This is a genomic window from Rhodococcus sp. no. 34, assembly GCF_054589475.1.
In genome coordinates this window covers 16,720-36,042 of record NZ_BAAILK010000038.1, presented here as the reverse complement: position 1 = coordinate 36,042, position 19,323 = coordinate 16,720, and the positions used below count along the sequence as shown (strand labels likewise).

The following is a 19,323-nucleotide window of genomic DNA, read 5'->3' as shown; positions in this document are numbered from 1 at the left end:
GCCACCCGAAGGTGGCCTGACCGTGTTTTTCGGTGCACTCAGTGCGTCAATTCGTCCTTCTTGGCGCGAGCCTTTTCGAGCGCCTTCTCGGCGCGCTTTCGGGCACGCTTACCCAGCACCTCGGTCTGCTCCGACGCCGTTTCGGCCCACTCGTTGCTCTTCTCGAGGGCGAGTTCGGCGAACTCAGAGCTGCGCTTGCTCGCCAGCTCTGCCAGTTCGGCGCTGCGCTCGCGTGCGGTCTCGGCCAGTTCGGAGCCGCGCTTCTGCGCGACTTCGAGGATGTCCGGGCCGCGTTCTTTGGCGACCTCTCCGAATTCCGCGGCTCGCTTGCTCGCGATCTCCGCAAACTCGGAGCTGCGCTCCTTCGCAAGTTCGAGCCAATCCGTGCCGTGTGCCTTCGCGGTTTCGGCAAGCTCGGAACCGCGTTCGGACGCCACCGACAGAGCATGCTCGACGCGATCGCTCGTGTGATCGGTCTGCGATGCGACCAACGGAAGTGCTGCGGCGATAGACGCCTGGGCTTTCTTCGCGGCGCGACGGCCGCGCCAGCCGAGCGACGGCTTGCCCTCGGTGTCGACGGAGGCGATCATCAGTCCGCCGAGCAAGCTGACGTTCTTGATGAAGTTGGTGCGCTGCATCGCTCGCAGTGACGGATCGGTTTCGTTCCAGAAGTCGTGACCGGCAAGCGTGGTCGGTACCAGGCTCCCCGCGAGCACCAACGACGCGAGCCGCGGCGCCTTGCCGGTGGCCAGCAGGGCACCGCCGCCGATCTGGACGGCGGCGTTGATCTTGACGAGTGTTTCCGGATCAGCAGGCACCTTCTGCGTCACTGCTCCTGGCAGCGTCTCGACGGATTTGTCGATCAGCGGTGACGCTTTGGCTGCTCGCTGAGCAGGGTTGCGCAAAGCATCGATTCCCCCGGCGATGAAGATCGTGGAAAGCAGTGGACGAGCAATTCGACGTACCAGCATGTTTCAAGCCTCCCGATGTAGGTTCGTTTTCCACCCTAGCGATCTCACAAGGAATTGGTCCGGTTCGGCGATCCCGGCACGCCTGACCCGGTTGACGGATTCCTGGTCGCCGAAACGCGCTGTACTGCGACGATGACTTCTCCACTGATCCGGACACACCGTTCTGAAGTATCCGTTACCGCGTATCCGCATACGGCGTGTTCGAAGGTGTCACAGTATGCGCACCGTTCGAGCACGATGGTGTTGTGACCACCAAGATGACTCAGAACTTCGGCTCGACCCTTCCCACCGGCTGGGGACAGCTGTCGGACGAGGAGAACGAGAGAAACTGGGCGATCTTTCGTGACCGCTTTGGGTTCACGCCCGGCATCGACGCACGATCTTGGCCCGCCATCGCCGAGCCCATCCCGTCCGTGGTCTTCGATTTGGGTGCGGCGCCAGCTGCGACTCCAGGGGCGTGGGCCGCTCGCGTGGATGCGATCAACGCCGAAGCGTTGCGCTGTTTTGTCACCGATAGGAACGACGATCCCAACTTCGTCGTTCTGGATTGGCAGCATCCGGGCTACACCTTCGACGCGGAGGCACACGCTGCTGCGAAGGAGCTTGCGGAGTGGCGTGTCCCGGTCTATCCGAACGGTGACTACTACATATTCAGTCGGGACGACTTCACGGAAGGGACCTTCGGCCATCCGTGGGAACGCACGCTGTGTGTGTTCGGGGAACGGATGGTCGAAGGACTGGGCCGGACTCTGTCGACCTGGCTTCCGCGACTTCGAGTCAACGGTGAACAGGTCGACAGCCAAGTCGGTTAGCGGGGTCCAGTACGGAACAGGTGAAACGTCACCAACCGCGTTCGCGCCACTCCGCCAGGTGCGGGCGCTCGGCGCCGAGCGTCGTGTCCTTGCCATGCCCGGGGTAGACGACGGTCGCGTCGTCGTACCTTCCGAACAGCTTGTTTTCCACGTCGTCGAGCAGAGAAGTGAACTTCTCGGGGTCGGCGGTCTTGCCTACTCCGCCGGGGAAGAGTGAGTCGCCGGTGAAGAGGTGAACCTGTCCGCTCGGTTCGGTGAGAGCCAGCGCGATGGAGCCGGGCGTGTGGCCGGACAGGTGAATGACGTCGAGGCTCAAGTTGCCAACGGTCACCTTGTCGCCGTCTTCGAGGAGCACGTCCGGGGTGACGGGAAGGACCTCTGCGTCGAGGGGGTGCGCGGCGGTCGGCACCTTGGTTGCGGCGTGAACGTCTTCGAGGGCCAACCAGTGATCGCCGTGCTGGTGGGTGGTGACGATGGAATCGAAAACAGGTGCTTCCTGTTCGATAAGCGCGATGATCTTCTCGGCTTCGTTGGCCGCATCGATCAAGAGAGATTTCCCGGTCGTGGAACAGACGACGAGGTAAGTGTTGTTGTCCATGGGGCCGACCGACATCTTCGTGATGACGGCGCCTTCGACTGTGCGCCGCTGAGGGGCAGAATCGGGGGAGACCTGACCGGTGTAGGAGTCGTCGATCACGATGGGCTGATTCGTCATGAAACGCAGGCTACCTTCGAATAGGGGCAGGTAGAGCGATGGGCTCGCCTGGTGAGAAAAACGTGTCGGTGGCTCGGCCTACGATGACGATCGCTCGAGGACTCGCGTTTGCGAGGCCACTCGAGACTTCTCCGGGGGGACGGCCCCGGACGATTGACAATGAAGGGAATTGGTGTGGCGGATCGCCTGATCGTGCGGGGTGCGCGTGAGCACAATCTGCGAGGAGTCGATCTCGACCTCCCGCGAGACAGCCTGATCGTCTTCACCGGGTTGTCCGGCTCCGGCAAGTCCAGCCTCGCGTTCGACACGATCTTCGCCGAAGGTCAGCGCCGCTACGTCGAGTCGCTCTCGGCATACGCGCGTCAGTTCCTCGGTCAGATGGACAAGCCGGATGTGGACTTCATCGAGGGATTGTCTCCTGCGGTGTCGATCGACCAGAAGTCGACCAACCGCAACCCCCGTTCGACGGTGGGCACCATTACCGAGGTCTACGACTACCTCCGACTTCTCTATGCCCGCGCAGGTTCGGCGCACTGCCCGGTGTGTGGTGAGAAGATCGCACGTCAGACGCCCCAGCAGATCGTCGACCAGGTGCTCGAGATGGAAGAGGGCATCAAGTTCCAGGTCCTCGCACCGGTAGTCCGTACTCGTAAGGGCGAGTTCGTCGACCTTTTCGATCAGCTCAACACCCAGGGCTACTCGCGAGTGCGCGTCGACGGTGTCGTCCATTCGCTGGCGGATCCGCCGAAGCTCAAGAAGCAGGAAAAGCACGACATCGAAGTAGTGGTCGACCGATTGCAGGTCAAGGCGAGTTCGAAGCAGCGCCTGACCGACTCGGTCGAGACCGCACTTCGCTTGGCTGAAGGCATCGTGGTCCTCGACTTCGTCGACCGTGAAGAAAATGCACCTGATCGTGAGCGTCGTTTCTCCGAGAAGCTGGCCTGCCCGAATGGCCACGCACTCGCGATCGACGATCTCGAACCGCGCTCGTTCTCCTTCAACTCGCCCTACGGCGCCTGCCCGGAATGCACCGGCCTCGGTATCCGCAAGGAGGTCGACCCGGATCTGGTGGTTCCCGATCCCGACCTGAGTCTCGAAGACGGAGCGATCGCGCCGTGGTCGATGGGCCAGAGTTCGGAGTACTTCGGACGGTTGCTCTCCGGCCTCGGCGACATCCTCGGTTTCGACATGAAGACGCCGTGGAACAAGTTGCCGGCGAAGGCCCGCAAAGCAATCCTCGAAGGCAGCGAGGAGCAGGTTCACGTCCGGTACAAGAATCGGTACGGCCGTACCCGTTCTTACTACGCGGAGTTCGAAGGTGTGATGCCGTTCCTGCATCGCCGGCTCGAGCAGACCGAATCGGATCAGATGAAGGAACGGTACGACGGGTACATGCGCGACACGCCGTGCCCGGCGTGTGGTGGTGCTCGCCTGCGCCCGGAAATCCTGTCGGTAACTATCGCGGCTGGAGACTTCGGCAGTAAGTCCATCGCCGAGGTCTGTGAACTGTCGATCTCCGATTGCGCGGACTTCTTGAACAGCCTCACCCTCGGTTCGCGCGAAGAGGCGATTGCGGGTCAGGTCCTCAAGGAAGTTCAGGCACGACTCGGGTTCCTGCTCGACGTCGGCTTGGAATACCTTTCCCTCTCGCGTGCCGCTGGCACGTTGTCCGGTGGCGAGGCCCAGCGAATCCGCTTGGCAACGCAGATCGGTTCCGGACTCGTCGGCGTGCTGTATGTACTCGACGAGCCGTCCATCGGCCTGCATCAGCGTGACAATCGACGACTGATCGAAACCCTGACGCGCTTGCGCGACCTCGGCAACACGCTGATCGTCGTCGAGCACGACGAAGACACTATCCGCACGTCCGACTGGGTAGTCGACATCGGACCGTACGCCGGCGAGCACGGCGGCAAGGTCGTCCACAGCGGGCCATACGAAGAACTGCTGACGTGTGAAGAATCTCTGACCGGCGCCTACCTGTCGGGTCGCAGCTTCATCGAGGTTCCGGCCATTCGTCGGCCGGTGGATCGCAAACGCCAGGTCACGGTCGTCGGAGCTCGCGAGCACAATCTCGACGGCATCGACGTGAGTTTCCCGCTGGGTGTTCTCACCGCTGTCACCGGTGTCTCCGGTTCGGGCAAGTCGACGTTGGTCAACGACATTCTCGCGACCGTCATGGCGAACAAGCTCAACGGTGCACGCCAGGTGCCTGGCCGTCACACACGAATCAACGGACTCGATCAGCTGGACAAGCTCGTGCAGGTCGATCAGTCTCCGATCGGCCGGACTCCGCGATCGAATGCGGCGACGTACACCGGTGTGTTCGACAAGATTCGAACCCTGTTCGCGGCCACGACGGAAGCGAAAGTCCGCGGTTACCAGCCCGGCCGATTCTCGTTCAATGTCAAGGGTGGACGCTGCGAGGCGTGCTCCGGCGACGGAACCTTGAAGATCGAGATGAACTTCCTGCCGGACGTGTACGTGCCCTGCGAGGTATGCCACGGCGCTCGGTACAACCGCGAAACGCTCGAGGTCCACTACAAGGGCAAGTCGATCGCCGAGGTACTCGACATGCCTATCGAGGAAGCAGCCGAGTTCTTCCAGCCGGTCACCTCAATTCACCGGTACCTCAAGACGCTGGTCGACGTCGGCCTGGGCTATGTCCGACTGGGTCAGCCGGCTCCGACTCTGTCCGGTGGTGAAGCGCAGCGCGTCAAGCTCGCCGCCGAATTGCAGAAGCGGTCCACCGGTCGCACGGTGTACATCCTCGACGAGCCCACCACGGGTCTGCATTTCGAGGACATCCGAAAGCTCCTGATCGTGATCAACGGTCTGGTCGACAAGGGCAACAGCGTGATCGTGATCGAGCACAACCTCGACGTGATCAAGACGTCGGACTGGGTCGTCGACATGGGACCCGAGGGTGGATCCGGCGGCGGAACCGTTGTGGCGCAAGGTACGCCGGAAGACGTTGCCGCGGTCCCCGAGAGCTACACGGGCAAGTTCCTCAGTGAGGTTCTCACCGCACAGCACGCGCCGGTCAAGGCCAAGCCGATCACCAAGAAGCGTGCGACGAAGGCAGTTGCCGCAAAGAAGGCCGCGCCACGGAAGAAAGCCGCTTCCGTGAGCTAGTAGAACGTGAGCAAGTAGAAATCGGTCAGTGATGCCGGGTCGGAATCGACCCGGCATCACTGCTTTGTCGATCAGGAAGTGCTGGTCTCGAGAATTACGTTGGCGACCTCTTCGGGGCGCGACCACATCGGCCAATGGCCGGTCGGGAGGTCGACGTACGTCACGGGGAGTTTCGCCAGTTCGGCGGCCATCGGATGACCTCCGTCGGCCATCTGGGCGATCACCGCGGAGGGGAACGTGCTGCAAACGACGGTTGACGGCACCTGGTAGCGCTTTTCGTTCGTCAGGACAATCGGCTCACGCGCGGGCCCAGCCGGTTCGGGTACCGCGTTGGCGCGGAACGTCTCCAGAGCTTTCTCGTCGAGTCCTTCGAGGCTGCTGCCGTCCGCTTCGAGCTCTGCCCACGTGGGGAGCGGAATCTCGATGACATCGGAGGCCAGATCCGGTCGCAGCGCTGCGCCGTCGGGCATGGGGCCCGAGTCGACGTAGACGATCCGAGCGACGCGATCCGGGATGCGATCGGTGACGGCGTACCCCACCGGGCCAGCGCCGCTGTGTACGACCAAGACCGTGCGCTCGTCGGAGTCCGATACGGCGTCGACGACTGCACGGACGTGAGCGTCGAAGGTGACCGCTGATCGATCTGTGTCTACTGCGTCGAGCCCGGGCAGTGTCAGGCTGGTCACGCGGGTGTCGGAACGTTCGAGGTGTGGGAGTACTGCATCCCAAGCCCATGAACCGAGCCAGAATCCGGGAACAAGAACGATGTGAGTTTTCATGTACTCACAGTGCACCCGGGTTGGTGACAACAGAGTGTCACCAATTATGTCACCGTTTGGTATCGGAATCTGAGACACTGGTGAACGTGAATCGAGCTGCGAGATTGCATGCTCTCGTCGAGGAACTTCGGCGACAGGGCGATCGAGGGACTACGTGCTCCCGATTGTCCGAGGAATTCGGTGTCACCACCCGGACGATCAAGAGGGATATCGAGACGCTGATGATGTCGGGTGCGGCGATCGAAGCGCGCTCAGGCCCCGGGGGTGGTTACCGACTCGTAGGTCGCGCCACGCTTCCGCCGGTGAATTTCACTGTTCCGCAAGCAGTTTCGATCGCGTTGGCCTTGACGGCGATGGGTGATGCTCCGTTTGCGCCGGATGGACGAGCAGCGCTGGCGAAACTGCTCGATGTGATGGACGAGGAGAGTCGTCGCAAGGTCGCGGAGCTCGGTGGCCGCGTGTGGATTCGCGGTGACGGCGGGGCTCTGACGGATTCGCGCGCGAACCGGCAGGCCGTCGAGCAAGGTCTCGAGCAGAGTCGCGTCGTGTCGTTGCACTACGTGGATGGGGACGGTGCGGAGACGGTGCGGGCAGTTGAGCCGCACATTCTGGCGCAGGACCGTGGGCAGTGGTTTCTCATCGGCTGGTGTCGCCAGCGCGACGCGGTGCGGTGGTTTCGACTCGATCGAATGCGTCGGGCCACGCTGACGAACGATCACTTCACACCACGCGATTCGACCGTCTTCGGGCAACCGCCCGAAGACGCTCGGCCTGTTTCTCCCCGTAGGTGAGTGACTCAGTCGATCATGTTGCGGGCTGCGGCAACGGAATCCGTGATCAGTTCGGTCAGGGCCGTCATATCGACGTCGCTCAGCCGTTTGACGTACAGGCAGCCCTTGCCGATTTTGTGCTTGCCGAGGCGAGCGAGCGTGTCGGTGTAGTCGTCGAAGTTCAGCGACAAGTACAACGTGAGCGCGGTGGCCCTGGGGGAGAACCCGATCAGTGGGGTGTCACCTTCGTGGCCACTCGCATATCGGTAGTGCCGTGCCCCGAATCCGATGATGCTCGAGCCCCACATGACAGCAGGCTCGCCGGTTGCGGCCGACAGCAGGGAGATCAGCTCCACGGCGTCGGCGCGTTTGCGGTCGTCGACGCGTGAAATGAATGCGTCGACGTCCTCGGGCGTCGGTTGAGTCTTGTTGGCGGTTGCCAACTCAGTAGACCGGACCGGTGAACTTCTCGCCCGGTCCCTTTCCTGGCTCGTCCGGGTGCGAGGACGCCTCACGGAATGCGCGCTGCAGGGCTTGGAGGCCTTCACGGATGGGTCCGGCATGAGGGCCGAGGTATTCGACCGACGCAGTCACGAGTCCGGCAAGTGCCGTGATGACTCGACGCGCTTCGTCGAGGTCCAGGTAGGGGCTGGAAGACGGATCGGCGTCGGAGAGGCCGAGTTTTTCGGCAGCCGAACTCATAAGCATCACTGCAGCGCGGCTGATGACCTCGACCGCGGGAACTTCGGAGAGTTCGCGGACGTCGGGGTTCGCGCCGTCGGTGTTCTGTTCTGCCTCGAAGTTCTCACTCATGGATGTAAGGATTCCATCAGGCCGTGACGGTGTTGAATCGGGCCTCTCCCGGCAGCACTGGGAGCGGCACCGATTTCTTTCATCTGTGGCGACCTGTTACTCTTGTTGCAACGACCGCCTCCGACTTGTTCGGGGGCAGCAAGTGGAGTCCGACTCCCACCTCTGCGCGGCAGGTGAAACTGCAGTTCAGTGGTTCCGGTCACCTGTTGTCGGAGATCATTCTTCGTCAGGTTCCTCGCTCAGTCGAGGAGATAGGTTTCGGCGTGAGCTGGATCTTATGTGATCGGTCGACATCGGGCCCCGCGGATGAGCAATCATCACAGCGGGGCTTTTTTGTTGGGGTGCGGGCGGTACGGGCTGCGTGCGGTCATGAAGACCGCACCGTTCAACCTAGGAGGCCCCATCAGCACTGAGACCCGCATCAACGATCGTATCCGCGTTCCCGAGGTTCGTTTGGTCGGACCTGGCGGCGAACAGGTAGGCATCGTGCGTGTTGAAGATGCACTCCGCTTGGCCCTTGAGGCCGACCTCGACCTGGTCGAGGTAGCTCCTGACGCCCGTCCACCGGTCTGCAAGATCATGGACTACGGCAAGTTCAAGTACGAGGCTGCACAGAAGGCACGTGAGTCACGTAAGAACCAGCAGCTGACGGTCATCAAGGAGCAGAAGCTCCGACCCAAGATCGACGACCACGACTACGAGACCAAGAAGCGCAACGTCGTTCGCTTCCTCGAAGCCGGTTCCAAGGTCAAGGTCACGATCATGTTCCGCGGACGTGAGCAGTCACGCCCCGAACTCGGCTACCGCCTTCTGCAGCGTCTGGGAGCAGACGTCGCAGATCTCGGATTCGTCGAAACCTCGGCAAAGCAGGACGGCCGAAACATGACGATGGTCCTGGCGCCGCACAAGGGCGCCAAGACTCGTGTCAAGGCGCAGGAGAGCGCTCAGGCGCCAGTGGCTCAGGCTGCTCCGCGTCCGGCTCCGGCCGCACCGGCTTCCAGTGAAGCAGCTCCGGAAGCACCGGCGACCGGCGATGCCGCTCCCGAGGCTCCGGCCAGCTAGTCGATTTCCCAAGATCCACCACGTAACAAGAACTGAGGACTCCATGCCCAAGATGAAGAGCCACAGCGGCGCCTCGAAGCGATTCAAGGTGTCCGGCAGCGGAAAGCTCATGCGCCAGAAGGCCGGCCGTCGCCACCTTCTCGAGCACAAGTCCAGCAGGGTTACCCGTCGTCTCGACGGTGTCGCTGTTGTCAGCCCTGACGACGCTCCGCGCATCAAGCGCATGCTCGGCATCTGAGTCGCCCCCTTACTGACCACCCGGGGCCGTACTTTCAGCCCCTAGATTGACAGGATTTTTCAAGTGGCACGCGTAAAGAGGGCGGTCAACGCCCAGAAGAAGCGTCGTTCAATTCTTGCTGCATCCAGCGGCTACCGTGGACAGCGTTCGCGTCTGTACACCAAGGCCAAGGAGCAGCAGCTCCACTCGCTCACCTACGCGTACCGCGACCGTCGTGCGCGCAAGGGCGAGTTCCGCAAGCTGTGGATCACGCGTATCAACGCTGCAGCTCGTGCAAACGACATCACGTACAACCGCCTCATCCAGGGCCTGCGTCTGGCAGAGGTCGACGTCGACCGCAAGATCCTGGCCGAGCTCGCTGTCTCCGATGCCGAGGCCTTTGCCGGCCTGGTCGCACTCGCGAAGGCCGCTTTGCCGGCTGACGTGAACGCTCCTGCCGGAGAAGCAGCCTGATTCACGCATCACAGCAACGGCCCGTGGACCCGCTCACCGAGCGGACTCCGCGGGTCGTTTCTGCTGTCAAGCTCCTGCGCACAGCAGAACGACGCAAAGCAGGACGTTTCCTCGTCGAGGGCGAGAACTCGGTCACCGAACTGTTGAACGGTGCACTCTCGAATGGCGAGGCCCGCCCGGTACACGACCTCTTCTACACCGAGGACGCAGCCGAGCGCTATCAGCACGTCATCGATCGGGCGCTGACCGCTGGAGTTCGTGTTGCTCTTGTGACCGATCGAGCAATCAAAGCTCTGAGCGATACCGTCACGCCGCCCGGACTCGTTGCCGTCAGCGATCTACTGGATGTACCGCTGAGCGCAGCCGTCCATCAGGAGACCCGCCTGCTCGCAGTGCCGGTCGAGGTCAACGAACCAGGTAACGCGGGCACCGTCATTCGCATCGCCGACGCAGTGGGTGCCGATGCGGCAATCCTCGCCGGCGACAGCGTCGATCCGCACAACGGCAAGGTCGTTCGTTCGTCAGCGGGCAGCCTCTTTCACCTGCCAGTCGTCCGCGATCGAGACACGGTGTCGGTGATCGAGCAGATTCGCGCAGCCGGCATTCAGATTCTCGCGACTGCAGCTGACGGCGAGGTCGATCTCGACGAGGCCGACGAGTTGCTGAGCAAGCCGACGGCCTGGCTGTTCGGTAACGAAGCGCACGGTCTCGATCCGGCGATCGCCGCACAGGCTGATCATCGGGTCAGGATTCCGATCCATGGTCGCGCCGAAAGCTTGAACCTCGCGACAGCGGCGGCAATTTGCCTGTACGCAAGCGCGCGGGTGCAAAACCGCGCCACCGATCACGGCTGAAAACGCACGCGAAGACCTCACGGAATCCCATTTGCGGAAGCCTGAGACAATACAAGAGCAGAGACAATGCTCGAGCGAGTTCGAATGCTCGCTCGCAGTACAAGAAGTAAGCAGTACAAGAAGCAAGCAGTACGAGAAGTAAACCGAGAAGCGACAGGAGCGTCACAGCCGTGGCCAAAAATGAGGGCGCGACACCGCCGGAGGTCGACGCGAGTGTACTCACCGAAGAGGCGTTGACCGCTGCGGCTGAGAACGCCGAGAAGGCGCTGGCGGACGCCGCTGACCTGGATGCGCTGGCGCACGTCAAGGTGGAGCACCTGGGGGACAAGTCCCCGATCGCCCTCGCTCGCCGGGGACTCGGCAGCCTTCCGGGCAAGGAAAAGGCGGACGCCGGTAAGCGCGTCAACATCTTCCGCACTCGGATCAACAACGCGTACGACGCTCGTCGTGAGGTCCTCCTCGCCGAGCGTGACGCCGCGGTGTTGGTTGCCGAGGCAATCGACGTCACTCTGCCTTCCGATCGTCACCCCGTCGGGGCGCGTCACCCGATCAGCCTGATTTCCGAGCAGGTCGCCGACGTATTCGTCGCGATGGGTTGGGAAGTTGCCGAGGGTCCGGAGGTGGAGACCGAGCACTTCAACTTCGACGCACTCAACTTCTTGCCGGATCACCCTGCCCGTACGATGCAGGACACCTTCCACCTGGCACCCGAGAACTCGCGCCAGGTGCTGCGTACCCACACCTCGCCGGTGCAGGTCCGCACGATGCTCTCGCGTGAGGTGCCGATCTACGTGGTGTGCCCGGGCCGCACGTTCCGCACCGACGAACTCGATGCGACGCACACGCCTGTCTTCTCGCAGGTCGAGGGCCTGGCCGTCGACAAGGGCCTGACCATGGCCAATCTGCGCGGAACTCTCGACGCGTTCGCTCGCGCCCTTTTCGGCCCCGAGACGCGTACCCGTATGCGCCCCAACTACTTCCCGTTCACGGAACCGTCGGCAGAGGTCGACGTCTGGTTCGCGAACAAGAAGGGCGGCGCAGGCTGGGTCGAGTGGGGCGGCTGCGGCATGGTCAACCCGAACGTTCTGCGCGCCAGCGGTATCGATCCCGACGAGTACTCGGGTTTCGCATTCGGCATGGGCCTCGAGCGGACCCTGCAGTTCCGCAACGGTATCCCGGACATGCGCGACATCGTCGAAGGTGACGTGCGTTTCACGCTGCCCTTCGGTGTCGCAGGCTGACCGATCCGGTCCGCGGAACCTTCACAAAGACTTATCGACAAACGAGAGAGCTGAGCAGACGTGCGAGTAGCGCAATCCTGGCTGACCGAGATCCTGCAGCGGGCAACTCCGGACTGGGAGGTGACCCCGGAAGAGTTGGACGCCGGGTTCGTCCGGGTGGGACTCGAAGTCGAGGAACTCGACACACTCGAGGCGATCGACGGCCCGTTGGTCGTCGGCAAGGTCGTCTCCATCACCGAACTGACCGAGTTCAAGAAGCCGATCCGCTTCTGCCAGGTCGAGGTCGGCGAACCCGAGCCTCGCGGCATCGTCTGTGGCGCGCGCAATTTCAACGAGGGTGACCTCGTCGTCGTTGCGCTGCCCGGCGCGGTGCTGCCCGGCGGATTCGAAATCGCCACTCGCAAGACGTACGGCCAGGTGTCCGACGGCATGATCTGCTCCGTCTCGGAACTCGGTATCGGCAAAGACCATTCGGGCATCTTGGTGCTCGAGCCCGGCACCGCCGAACCCGGCGCCGACGGCAACGAGTTGCTCGGTCTCGGTGACACGATCATCGAACTGAACATCACCCCGGACCGTGGCTACTGCTTCTCGGTCCGCGGTCTCACGCGAGAGCTCGCGTGCGGCTTCGATCTCGAATACGCCGATCCCGCGTCGGTTCCCGCGCACCCGGCTGAGGGTGAAGCCTGGCCGGTGCGCCTCGAACCGGAGTCCAAGGCTTCGCGTTTCGTGATGCGGAAGATCACGGGTATCGATCCGCAGGCAGTGAGCCCGTGGTGGCTGCAGCGTCGACTTCTGCTCTCGGGTGTTCGCCCGATCTCGCCGGCCGTCGACGTCACCAACTACGTGATGCTCGAACTCGGTCAGCCTCTGCACGCGTTCGATGCGACCGCAGTGCAGGGCGACCTGGTGGTCCGTCGCGCCAAGGCGGGGGAGAAGCTGACGACGCTCGACGACGTCGAACGCACGCTCGATCCCGAAGACGTTGTCATCGCCGACGATTCCGGAGTCATCTCGCTGGCTGCCGTCATGGGCGGCGCAACCACCGAGGTGGGAACGGCAACGACGGACATCCTCCTCGAAGGAGCTACCTGGGATCCGCTCGCAGTCTTCAAGACGGCGCGCCGGCACAAGCTGCCGAGTGAGGCGAGCAAGCGTTTCGAGCGCGTCGTCGATCCGGCGATTCCGCTCGCGGCCGTCGACCGCGCAGCCGCTCTGCTGGTCGAGATTGCCGGCGGACGGATCGAACCGGTCCTGACCGACGTGGGCGATGTTGCCCCTCGCGCTGCCATTCGCATGGATATCGACCTGCCCGACCGTGTCGCCGGAGTCACGTACCCCAACGGCACCGCAGCTCGCCGCCTCACCCAGGTTGGCTGCAACGTCGAGGTCGGCGTCAGCGAAGAGGGACACGGCCAGTTGGTCGCGACGCCGCCGTCGTGGCGTCCGGACCTGGTGCAGCCTGCGGACCTCGTCGAGGAAGTTCTTCGCCTCGAAGGTCTCGAGCAGATCCCGTCTGTGCTTCCCGCCGCTCCGGCTGGACGCGGATTGACTCCGTCGCAGCGGCGGAAGCGCACGGTGTCGAAGGCCGTGGCTCACGCCGGTTACGTCGAGGTCCTTCCTCCGGTCTTCCTGCCGACGAACGTCTTCGACGTCTGGGGCCTCGACGCGGATGATCCGCGCCGCAACACCAGCAAGGTCCTCAACCCGCTCGAAGCCGATCGTCCGGAGTTGGCGACCACGCTGCTCCCGGGTCTGCTGGAGATCCTGGCTCGCAACGCTTCTCGCGGTCAGCGTGATCTGTCGCTGTACGGCATCGCACAGGTCGTCCTGCCGGGCCCCGACACCAAGCCGGTGGATGCATTGCCGGTGGATCGTCGTCCGACGGACGAGCAGATCGCGAACCTGATCGCGTCGTTGCCGGCTCAGCCCGTGCACATCGCTGCAGTGTTGAGTGGTTTGCGTGAGCCGAGCGGCCCCTGGGGCCCTGGCCGTCAGGCCGAGGCTTCGGACACTTTTGCAGCAGTGCGGGTCATTGCAGCTGCAGCAGACGTCGAGGTGGAACTGCGTGCGGCGCAGTACCTGCCGTGGCATCCCGGCCGTTGCGCCGAGGTTGTCGTTGACGGCAACGTAGTCGGTCATGCGGGCGAACTGCATCCGGCTGTTCTCGAGCGTGCGGGATTGCCTGCGCGCACTTGTGCACTGGAGATCGACCTCGACGCTTTGCCGTTGGTCGAGAACCTGCCGGCGCCGCGCATTTCGCCCTTCCCCGCAGTGCTCCAGGACGTGGCGGTTGTTGTCGATCGCGATATTCCTGCGGCGAAGGTCCAGGAAGCTCTGCGTTCCGGCGGCGGCGAACTTCTCGAAGACATTCGCCTCTTCGACGTCTTCGAGGGCGAGCAGGTCGGTGAAGGCCGCAAGTCGCTCGCGTTCGCGTTGCGATTCCGTGGTGTCGACCGGACGCTGACCGAGGACGAGGCCAGTGCCGCGCGTGATGCGGCAGTGGAGGCGGCTTCCAAGGCCGTCGGTGCGCAGATGCGCGGCTGATTTCCTCAACTGATCACAGAGCCCACGTCCATCCCAGGTGGTCGTGGGCTCTGTCGTGTTATCGGCTTTTCGACTGAGGTGAATCGGAAAGCCACACATCTGGCGCAACGGTGTCCGTCCGTCGCCCTTGCTGGTCGAGCACGTGGCCGAGCAGTTTGCGCAGATACAGCACGATGGATCGTTCCGTGACGCAAAGACCCGGAATCTCCTTGCGCAGACGAGTTTCGAATGCATCGAGTTCTGCAGGAGAATGCAGCCACAACTGAACCACCAGGTTGTCGGGGCCGACTACAGCGAAGCAGTTTCGAACTTCCGACGCCCGACTCAGCACTCGTCCCGCCGTATCGAGAAGCTCGGGTTCGACGCGGCACCACAAAGTGGCGAGCACGGGAAGGCCGGCCAGCGGCCGCGCGAATTCACACCGCAGCGCCACCAACCCCGAAGACGTGAGCCGGTCGATCTGGCGTTTGCACGCAGCGGGACTGACACCGATCGCGTCGGCCAACTCCTTCATGGGAGTGCGCCCGTCGTAAGCGAGCTTCGTCAGAACCTTGCGATCCTGTTCGGATACCCCGGTCGGCCGAGCGCGCACGGCAGGACGGTTTTCGCTGGTGGTCAGCACACCCTTCTCGGACGGTGCCAGCGCATTGAGTCTCCATCGCCCACCTTCGGTGAACCAGCGTGTGATGATCGAGGTTCGTGTCGCCAGTACACCGTCGATCGTTGCGACGTCTTCCGAGATGAAGCGCGACATCGACGCCAGATCCGCGGTACCGGCTGTGACGAGCAGATCTGCTCTGCCCGTTGATGCTTCGATGGTCACGGCGTGGGCCGAGCGAGTCAGCCGTGCCGCGATGGTGTCGAGAAGAGCAGGTGAGCAATCGATTTCGATGATCGCTGTGACGATGCTGCCCAGCACCTGTGGCCCTGGAGTGACCGTGACCCAGGCCAACGACGATTCGGAGAGTCGATTCCAACGACGGGCGAGAGTCGCGGCGTCGAGTTCGAGTGGTTCGGCCAACGAAAGCCACTTCGATCGCGGTGCGAGCTGGAGCGCATTGATTATCCTCAGATCGATTTCATCTATCCTGCGACCGTTGCCGGCATCTGGTGCACTCATAACGTCATTATCCGGCATATTGCTGCAAGATTCGGACTATCTGCGACGCTCGACGGATGATCACAGAGGAGAAGTACGCGCTGATCGGAGCGGGCCCGTCTGGATTGGCCGGCGCGCGAAACCTCGATCGGGCCGGGATAGCGTTCGACGGCTTCGAGAGCCACGACGACGTCGGTGGGCTCTGGGACATCGACAACCCGCACAGCACCGTCTACGAGTCGGCGCACCTCATCTCTTCGAAGGGCACCACCGCATTCGCGGAGTTCCCGATGGCTGATTCGGTGGCCGACTACCCGAGCCACGTCGAACTTGCCGATTATTTCCGCGACTACGCCGATACTCACGATCTTCGCAGGCACTTTGCCTTCGGCATTACCGTCGTCGACGTTTCGCCGGTCGATTCGCTATGGCAGGTCACCACGCGCAGTCGCAGCGGTGAGACAACAGTCGCGCGGTATCGAGGCGTGATCATCGCGAACGGAACGCTGTCGAAGCCGAACATGCCGACTTTCCGGGGCGACTTCACCGGCACGTTGATGCACACGAGCCAGTACCGCAGCGCCGAGATCTTCCGCGGGAAGAAGGTACTGGTCATCGGAGCGGGCAACAGTGGATGCGACATCGCCGTCGATGCCGTCCACCAGGCCGAGTGCGTCGACCTGAGCGTTCGGCGAGGCTACTACTTCGTCCCCAAGTATCTGTTCGGCCGACCCTCGGACACCTTGAATCAGGGAAAGCCGTTGCCGCCGTGGATCAAACAACGCGTCGACACCTTGGTACTCAAGCAGTTCACGGGTGATCCGGTGCGGTTCGGATTTCCGGCACCGGACTACAAGATCTACGAATCGCATCCGGTCGTGAACTCGTTGATCCTGCACCACATCGGGCACGGTGATGTGCACGTGCGCGCCGACGTCGACCGGTTCGAGGGGAAGACGGTGCGGTTTGTCGACGGATCGTCTGCCGACTACGACCTCGTTCTCTGCGCCACGGGGTATCACCTCGACTATCCCTTCATCGCGCGCGAGGACTTGGACTGGTCGGGCGCTGCCCCGGACCTGTTCCTCAACGTCGCGAGTCGCCGCCACGACAATCTCTTTGTTCTCGGCATGGTCGAAGCATCCGGTCTCGGGTGGCAGGGCCGTTTCGAGCAGGCCGAGTTGGTGGCCAAATTGATCACCGCACGTACCGAAGCCCCCGCCGCGGCGCGGGAATTCTCGGCGGCGGCGGCCGGTCCTCCTCCCGATCTGTCCGGGGGATACAAGTACCTGAAGTTGGGACGAATGGCCTACTACGTGAACAAGGACGCCTACCGATCGGCGATCAAGCGACACATCGGACTGCTTGATGCCGCTCTGACGAAGGGAGGACAGTGATGCCGATCGACGACGTGGTGCTCAACTTCAACCCGGGATCGTTGATTATCCTCAACGTGGTGCTGGCCGCGATCATGCTGGGGATCGCCCTCGACACTTCGGTCGACGACTTTCGTCGTGCGCTCACCAAACCCAAGGCGATGGCGGTGGGTATTGCTGCGCAGTTCGTGCTGTTGCCGGCAGTGACTTTTCTCCTGACGCTGATTCTCTCGCCGGCTCCGTCGGTAGCACTCGGCATGATCCTGGTGGCGTGCTGCCCGCCAGGGAACATCTCGAACGTCCTGACTCACCGGGCGGGCGGCGACGTCGCACTCTCGGTGTCCATGACGGCGGTGTCGAACGTCCTCGCGATCTTCCTCATGCCGCTCAATCTTGCGTTCTGGGGGAGCCGACGCCCGGAGACCGACGCTCTGTTGCAGTCCGTGAACCTGAATGCGCTCGAGATGGTCGCGCAAATCGCCCTGATCATCGGTGTGCCGTTCGTTCTCGGCATCTGGGCGGCACGAAGGTTTCCGGAGATCGCCGCGAAAGCGCAGCCTTGGGTGAAAAACGGTTCGTTGGTGGCGTTGTTGATCTTCATCGTCGCGGGGGTGTCGGGGAATGCGTCGTACTTCGTCGACTACATCGGGGTGGTACTGCTCGCGGTCTTCCTGCACGACACGGTTGCCCTCGCACTGGGATACTTCTGCGGCGCCGTCACCGGGTTGAACGAATACAGCCGTCGCGCCGTCTCTTTCGAGGTCGGCATCCGCAATGCGGGGCTGGGGCTTGGCCTGGTGTTCACGTTCTTCGACGGGCTCGGTGGCATGGCCATCGTGGCCGGCTGGTGGGGAATCTGGGACATCATCGCCGGGTTGGCTCTGGCGACGATCTGGTCCAAGCGACGCGCCCGAAAGGCGGTACCGGCATGACCGTCGCACTCGTCACGGGCGGGAACGGGTTCCTGGGTACCGCTGTCATCGACGCACTGATCGCGCAGGGCATCGCCGTCGTCTGTGTCGACCTCACGGTCAAGGACACGCCGGACGATCGCATCCGCCGCGTCAGGGCGGACGTCTGCGACCCCACAGAGTTGGGGCGGGTGTTCGGTCAGTACCGACCGAACGTCGTGATCCACCTTGCGTCCATCGTGAATCCCGGCAAGAACACGACAGCAGAGCAGGAGTATCGCGTCGACGTCGACGGGACACGAAACGTGCTCGCGGCCTGCGTCGAACACGGGGTTGGACGGATCGTCGTGTCTTCGTCCGGAGCGGCGTACGGCTACCACTCCGACAGCCCACCGTGGATCACCGAGGACGTACCTGTCCGAGGCAACGACGAATTCACATACAGTCGCCACAAACGCCTGGTCGAAGAGATGCTCGCCGAATATCGCGTCGAACACCCGGAGTTGGAACAGGTTGTCTTCCGGATCGGCACGATCTTGGGTGAGAGCGTCGACAATCAGATCACCGCGTTGTTCGATCGCCGCAAGCTGCTCAAGGTTGCCGGGAGCGACAGCCCCTTCGTCTTCGTCTGGCACACCGATGTCGCGGGCGCTTTTGCGGAGGCCGTGACCGGAAACCAAGTGGGCATCTTCAATGTCGCGGGCGACGGCTCGTTGACCGTCGACGAGTTGGCTTCCCGGATGGGCAAGAGCACGGTGACGCTTCCTGCATGGTTGTTGCGAGGCGTTCTACGCGTCGGACGGCGATTGGGCGTAACGGAACACGGTCCGGAGCGCGTCGGATTTCTCCAGTACCGACCGGTTCTCGACAATCGGCGGCTCAAGGAACAGTTCGGATACGTCCCCGAATATTCGAGCGAGGAAGCGTTTGCCGCGTATCTCGCGTCACGCTGACCCCTTCGACGGACGGTCGTGGAAGGATCGGAATTGTCCGTCGGCGTTTTCGAGAAGGGACTGACAGTGTCACGAAATGATGGGCCCGAACATGATGGGTCCGAGCACGATGGTTCCGTGCACCAGGTAGTCGAGGCCGCCAGTGCACTCGACGACAAGGACTTCCTCGCGGTCGTCCGCGCAGTGGTCGAGCGTCGTCCGAGTTTGTCGGTCCTTCTTTCCGTGGTGGACACCGCTGCCGCGAGCCTCGAGCCGAACCGCGTCGAGGACGAGAACGAGATCACCGACGCCGAAGAAGTCGAACTGCCCGACACCGTTGTGGAGGTCGACGAGATCATCGACGTCCCGGTGGTACTTGCGACCGATCCGAGAATTCCCGAACCCGACTACACCGAAGGCGGAGTGCCCACTTTCGACCGCGTTCGGGAGAAGATAGAGGGGCGCTTCGGTACTTCAATAGGTTCGTCCGAACTGGCGCACGAGAGTCCTGCCGGAAAGTCCGTGGACGAGCGGTGGGACGAGCGCCAGAAGGCCGCAAAGGCCAAGCTCGAGGAGATCCGGCGATCCATGGGTAAGTAATTATGCATTCCGATG

At 62.8% G+C, this 19,323-nt stretch carries 19 protein-coding genes; 13 read left to right on the top strand and 6 right to left on the bottom strand.

Translation table 11 applies throughout. From position 1 onward, the window contains the following. Positions 1–38 precede the first annotated feature (38 nt). Positions 39–971, bottom strand: coding sequence for a DoxX family protein (locus ACYP01_RS17040; RefSeq protein WP_003944048.1), 933 nt, complete (start codon positions 969–971; stop codon positions 39–41). Positions 972–1,216: 245 nt separating this feature from the next. Here ACYP01_RS17040 and ACYP01_RS17035 point away from each other — a divergent pair, with 245 nt between their 5' ends. Further along, positions 1,217–1,783 (top strand): DUF2716 domain-containing protein, encoded by a 567-nt coding sequence (locus ACYP01_RS17035; RefSeq protein ID WP_459681383.1) that lies wholly within the window; start codon positions 1,217–1,219, stop codon positions 1,781–1,783. A 28-nt stretch (positions 1,784–1,811) separates the two neighbouring features. On the opposite strand, the gene ACYP01_RS17030 is transcribed toward ACYP01_RS17035, so the two are convergent. After that, complete coding sequence (locus ACYP01_RS17030) at positions 1,812–2,498, bottom strand: MBL fold metallo-hydrolase (RefSeq protein WP_030536735.1); 687 nt, start codon at positions 2,496–2,498, stop codon at positions 1,812–1,814. A gap of 174 nt (positions 2,499–2,672) precedes the next feature. Between ACYP01_RS17030 and uvrA the strand changes: the two genes are divergently transcribed. Further along, complete coding sequence (uvrA, locus tag ACYP01_RS17025; protein ID WP_024487477.1) at positions 2,673–5,633, top strand: excinuclease ABC subunit UvrA; 2,961 nt, start codon at positions 2,673–2,675, stop codon at positions 5,631–5,633. Between the two features lie 71 nt (positions 5,634–5,704). Here the strand turns inward: uvrA and ACYP01_RS17020 are convergent, their stop codons facing one another. After that, entirely contained in the window at positions 5,705–6,412 is a 708-nt protein-coding gene (locus ACYP01_RS17020; RefSeq protein WP_030536734.1) for an alpha/beta fold hydrolase, read from the bottom strand. Positions 6,413–6,492: 80 nt separating this feature from the next. Between ACYP01_RS17020 and ACYP01_RS17015 the strand changes: the two genes are divergently transcribed. Continuing rightward, positions 6,493–7,203, top strand: a complete 711-nt coding sequence (locus ACYP01_RS17015) for a helix-turn-helix transcriptional regulator (protein WP_047270467.1) — start codon at positions 6,493–6,495, stop codon at positions 7,201–7,203. 5 nt (positions 7,204–7,208) lie between these two features. Here the strand turns inward: ACYP01_RS17015 and ACYP01_RS17010 are convergent, their stop codons facing one another. Both ACYP01_RS17010 and ACYP01_RS17005 read right to left on the bottom strand, forming a co-directional pair. Next, positions 7,209–7,625, bottom strand: coding sequence for a DUF1801 domain-containing protein (locus ACYP01_RS17010; RefSeq protein WP_003944044.1), 417 nt, complete (start codon positions 7,623–7,625; stop codon positions 7,209–7,211). Between the two features lies 1 nt (position 7,626). Next, positions 7,627–7,995, bottom strand: a complete 369-nt coding sequence (locus ACYP01_RS17005) for a DUF1844 domain-containing protein (protein WP_007736262.1) — start codon at positions 7,993–7,995, stop codon at positions 7,627–7,629. Between the two features lie 369 nt (positions 7,996–8,364). Between ACYP01_RS17005 and infC the strand changes: the two genes are divergently transcribed. From infC to pheT, 6 genes are all read left to right on the top strand, one after another. After that, a complete protein-coding gene (infC, locus tag ACYP01_RS17000) occupies positions 8,365–9,057 on the top strand; it encodes a translation initiation factor IF-3 (RefSeq protein WP_003944008.1) in 693 nt (230 codons plus the stop codon). A gap of 43 nt (positions 9,058–9,100) precedes the next feature. Next, entirely contained in the window at positions 9,101–9,295 is a 195-nt protein-coding gene (gene rpmI / locus ACYP01_RS16995; RefSeq protein ID WP_003944043.1) for a 50S ribosomal protein L35, read from the top strand. Positions 9,296–9,358: 63 nt separating this feature from the next. After that, positions 9,359–9,748 (top strand): 50S ribosomal protein L20, encoded by a 390-nt coding sequence (rplT, locus tag ACYP01_RS16990; RefSeq protein ID WP_003944011.1) that lies wholly within the window; start codon positions 9,359–9,361, stop codon positions 9,746–9,748. Positions 9,749–9,771: 23 nt separating this feature from the next. Continuing rightward, a complete protein-coding gene (locus ACYP01_RS16985; protein ID WP_007736261.1) occupies positions 9,772–10,602 on the top strand; it encodes a TrmH family RNA methyltransferase in 831 nt (276 codons plus the stop codon). A 170-nt stretch (positions 10,603–10,772) separates the two neighbouring features. Further along, on the top strand, positions 10,773–11,843 hold the full coding sequence (gene pheS / locus ACYP01_RS16980) for a phenylalanine--tRNA ligase subunit alpha (RefSeq protein WP_003944109.1): 1,071 nt from the start codon (positions 10,773–10,775) through the stop codon (positions 11,841–11,843). 60 nt (positions 11,844–11,903) lie between these two features. Beyond that, positions 11,904–14,390 (top strand): phenylalanine--tRNA ligase subunit beta, encoded by a 2,487-nt coding sequence (gene pheT, locus ACYP01_RS16975; RefSeq protein WP_459681376.1) that lies wholly within the window; start codon positions 11,904–11,906, stop codon positions 14,388–14,390. 58 nt (positions 14,391–14,448) lie between these two features. Here pheT and ACYP01_RS16970 read toward each other — a convergent pair whose 3' ends face one another. After that, entirely contained in the window at positions 14,449–15,510 is a 1,062-nt protein-coding gene (locus ACYP01_RS16970) for an Lrp/AsnC family transcriptional regulator (protein ID WP_459681373.1), read from the bottom strand. A 56-nt stretch (positions 15,511–15,566) separates the two neighbouring features. Between ACYP01_RS16970 and ACYP01_RS16965 the strand changes: the two genes are divergently transcribed. The 4 genes from ACYP01_RS16965 to ACYP01_RS16950 all read left to right on the top strand — a co-directional run bounded on the left by ACYP01_RS16965 (position 15,567) and on the right by ACYP01_RS16950 (position 19,308). Beyond that, complete coding sequence (locus tag ACYP01_RS16965) at positions 15,567–16,886, top strand: flavin-containing monooxygenase (protein ID WP_007736253.1); 1,320 nt, start codon at positions 15,567–15,569, stop codon at positions 16,884–16,886. Then, the gene (locus tag ACYP01_RS16960) at positions 16,886–17,797 is read left to right on the top strand and encodes a bile acid:sodium symporter family protein (RefSeq protein WP_459681371.1); all 912 of its coding nucleotides are present in this window, start codon (positions 16,886–16,888) and stop codon (positions 17,795–17,797) included. Before ACYP01_RS16965 ends, ACYP01_RS16960 begins: the two co-directional genes overlap by 1 nt. Further along, the gene (locus ACYP01_RS16955) at positions 17,794–18,729 is read left to right on the top strand and encodes an SDR family oxidoreductase (RefSeq protein WP_162114720.1); all 936 of its coding nucleotides are present in this window, start codon (positions 17,794–17,796) and stop codon (positions 18,727–18,729) included. Before ACYP01_RS16960 ends, ACYP01_RS16955 begins: the two co-directional genes overlap by 4 nt. Before the next feature lie 117 nt (positions 18,730–18,846). Then, complete coding sequence (locus ACYP01_RS16950) at positions 18,847–19,308, top strand: hypothetical protein (protein ID WP_058227037.1); 462 nt, start codon at positions 18,847–18,849, stop codon at positions 19,306–19,308. The last annotated feature ends 15 nt before the right edge of the window (positions 19,309–19,323 follow it).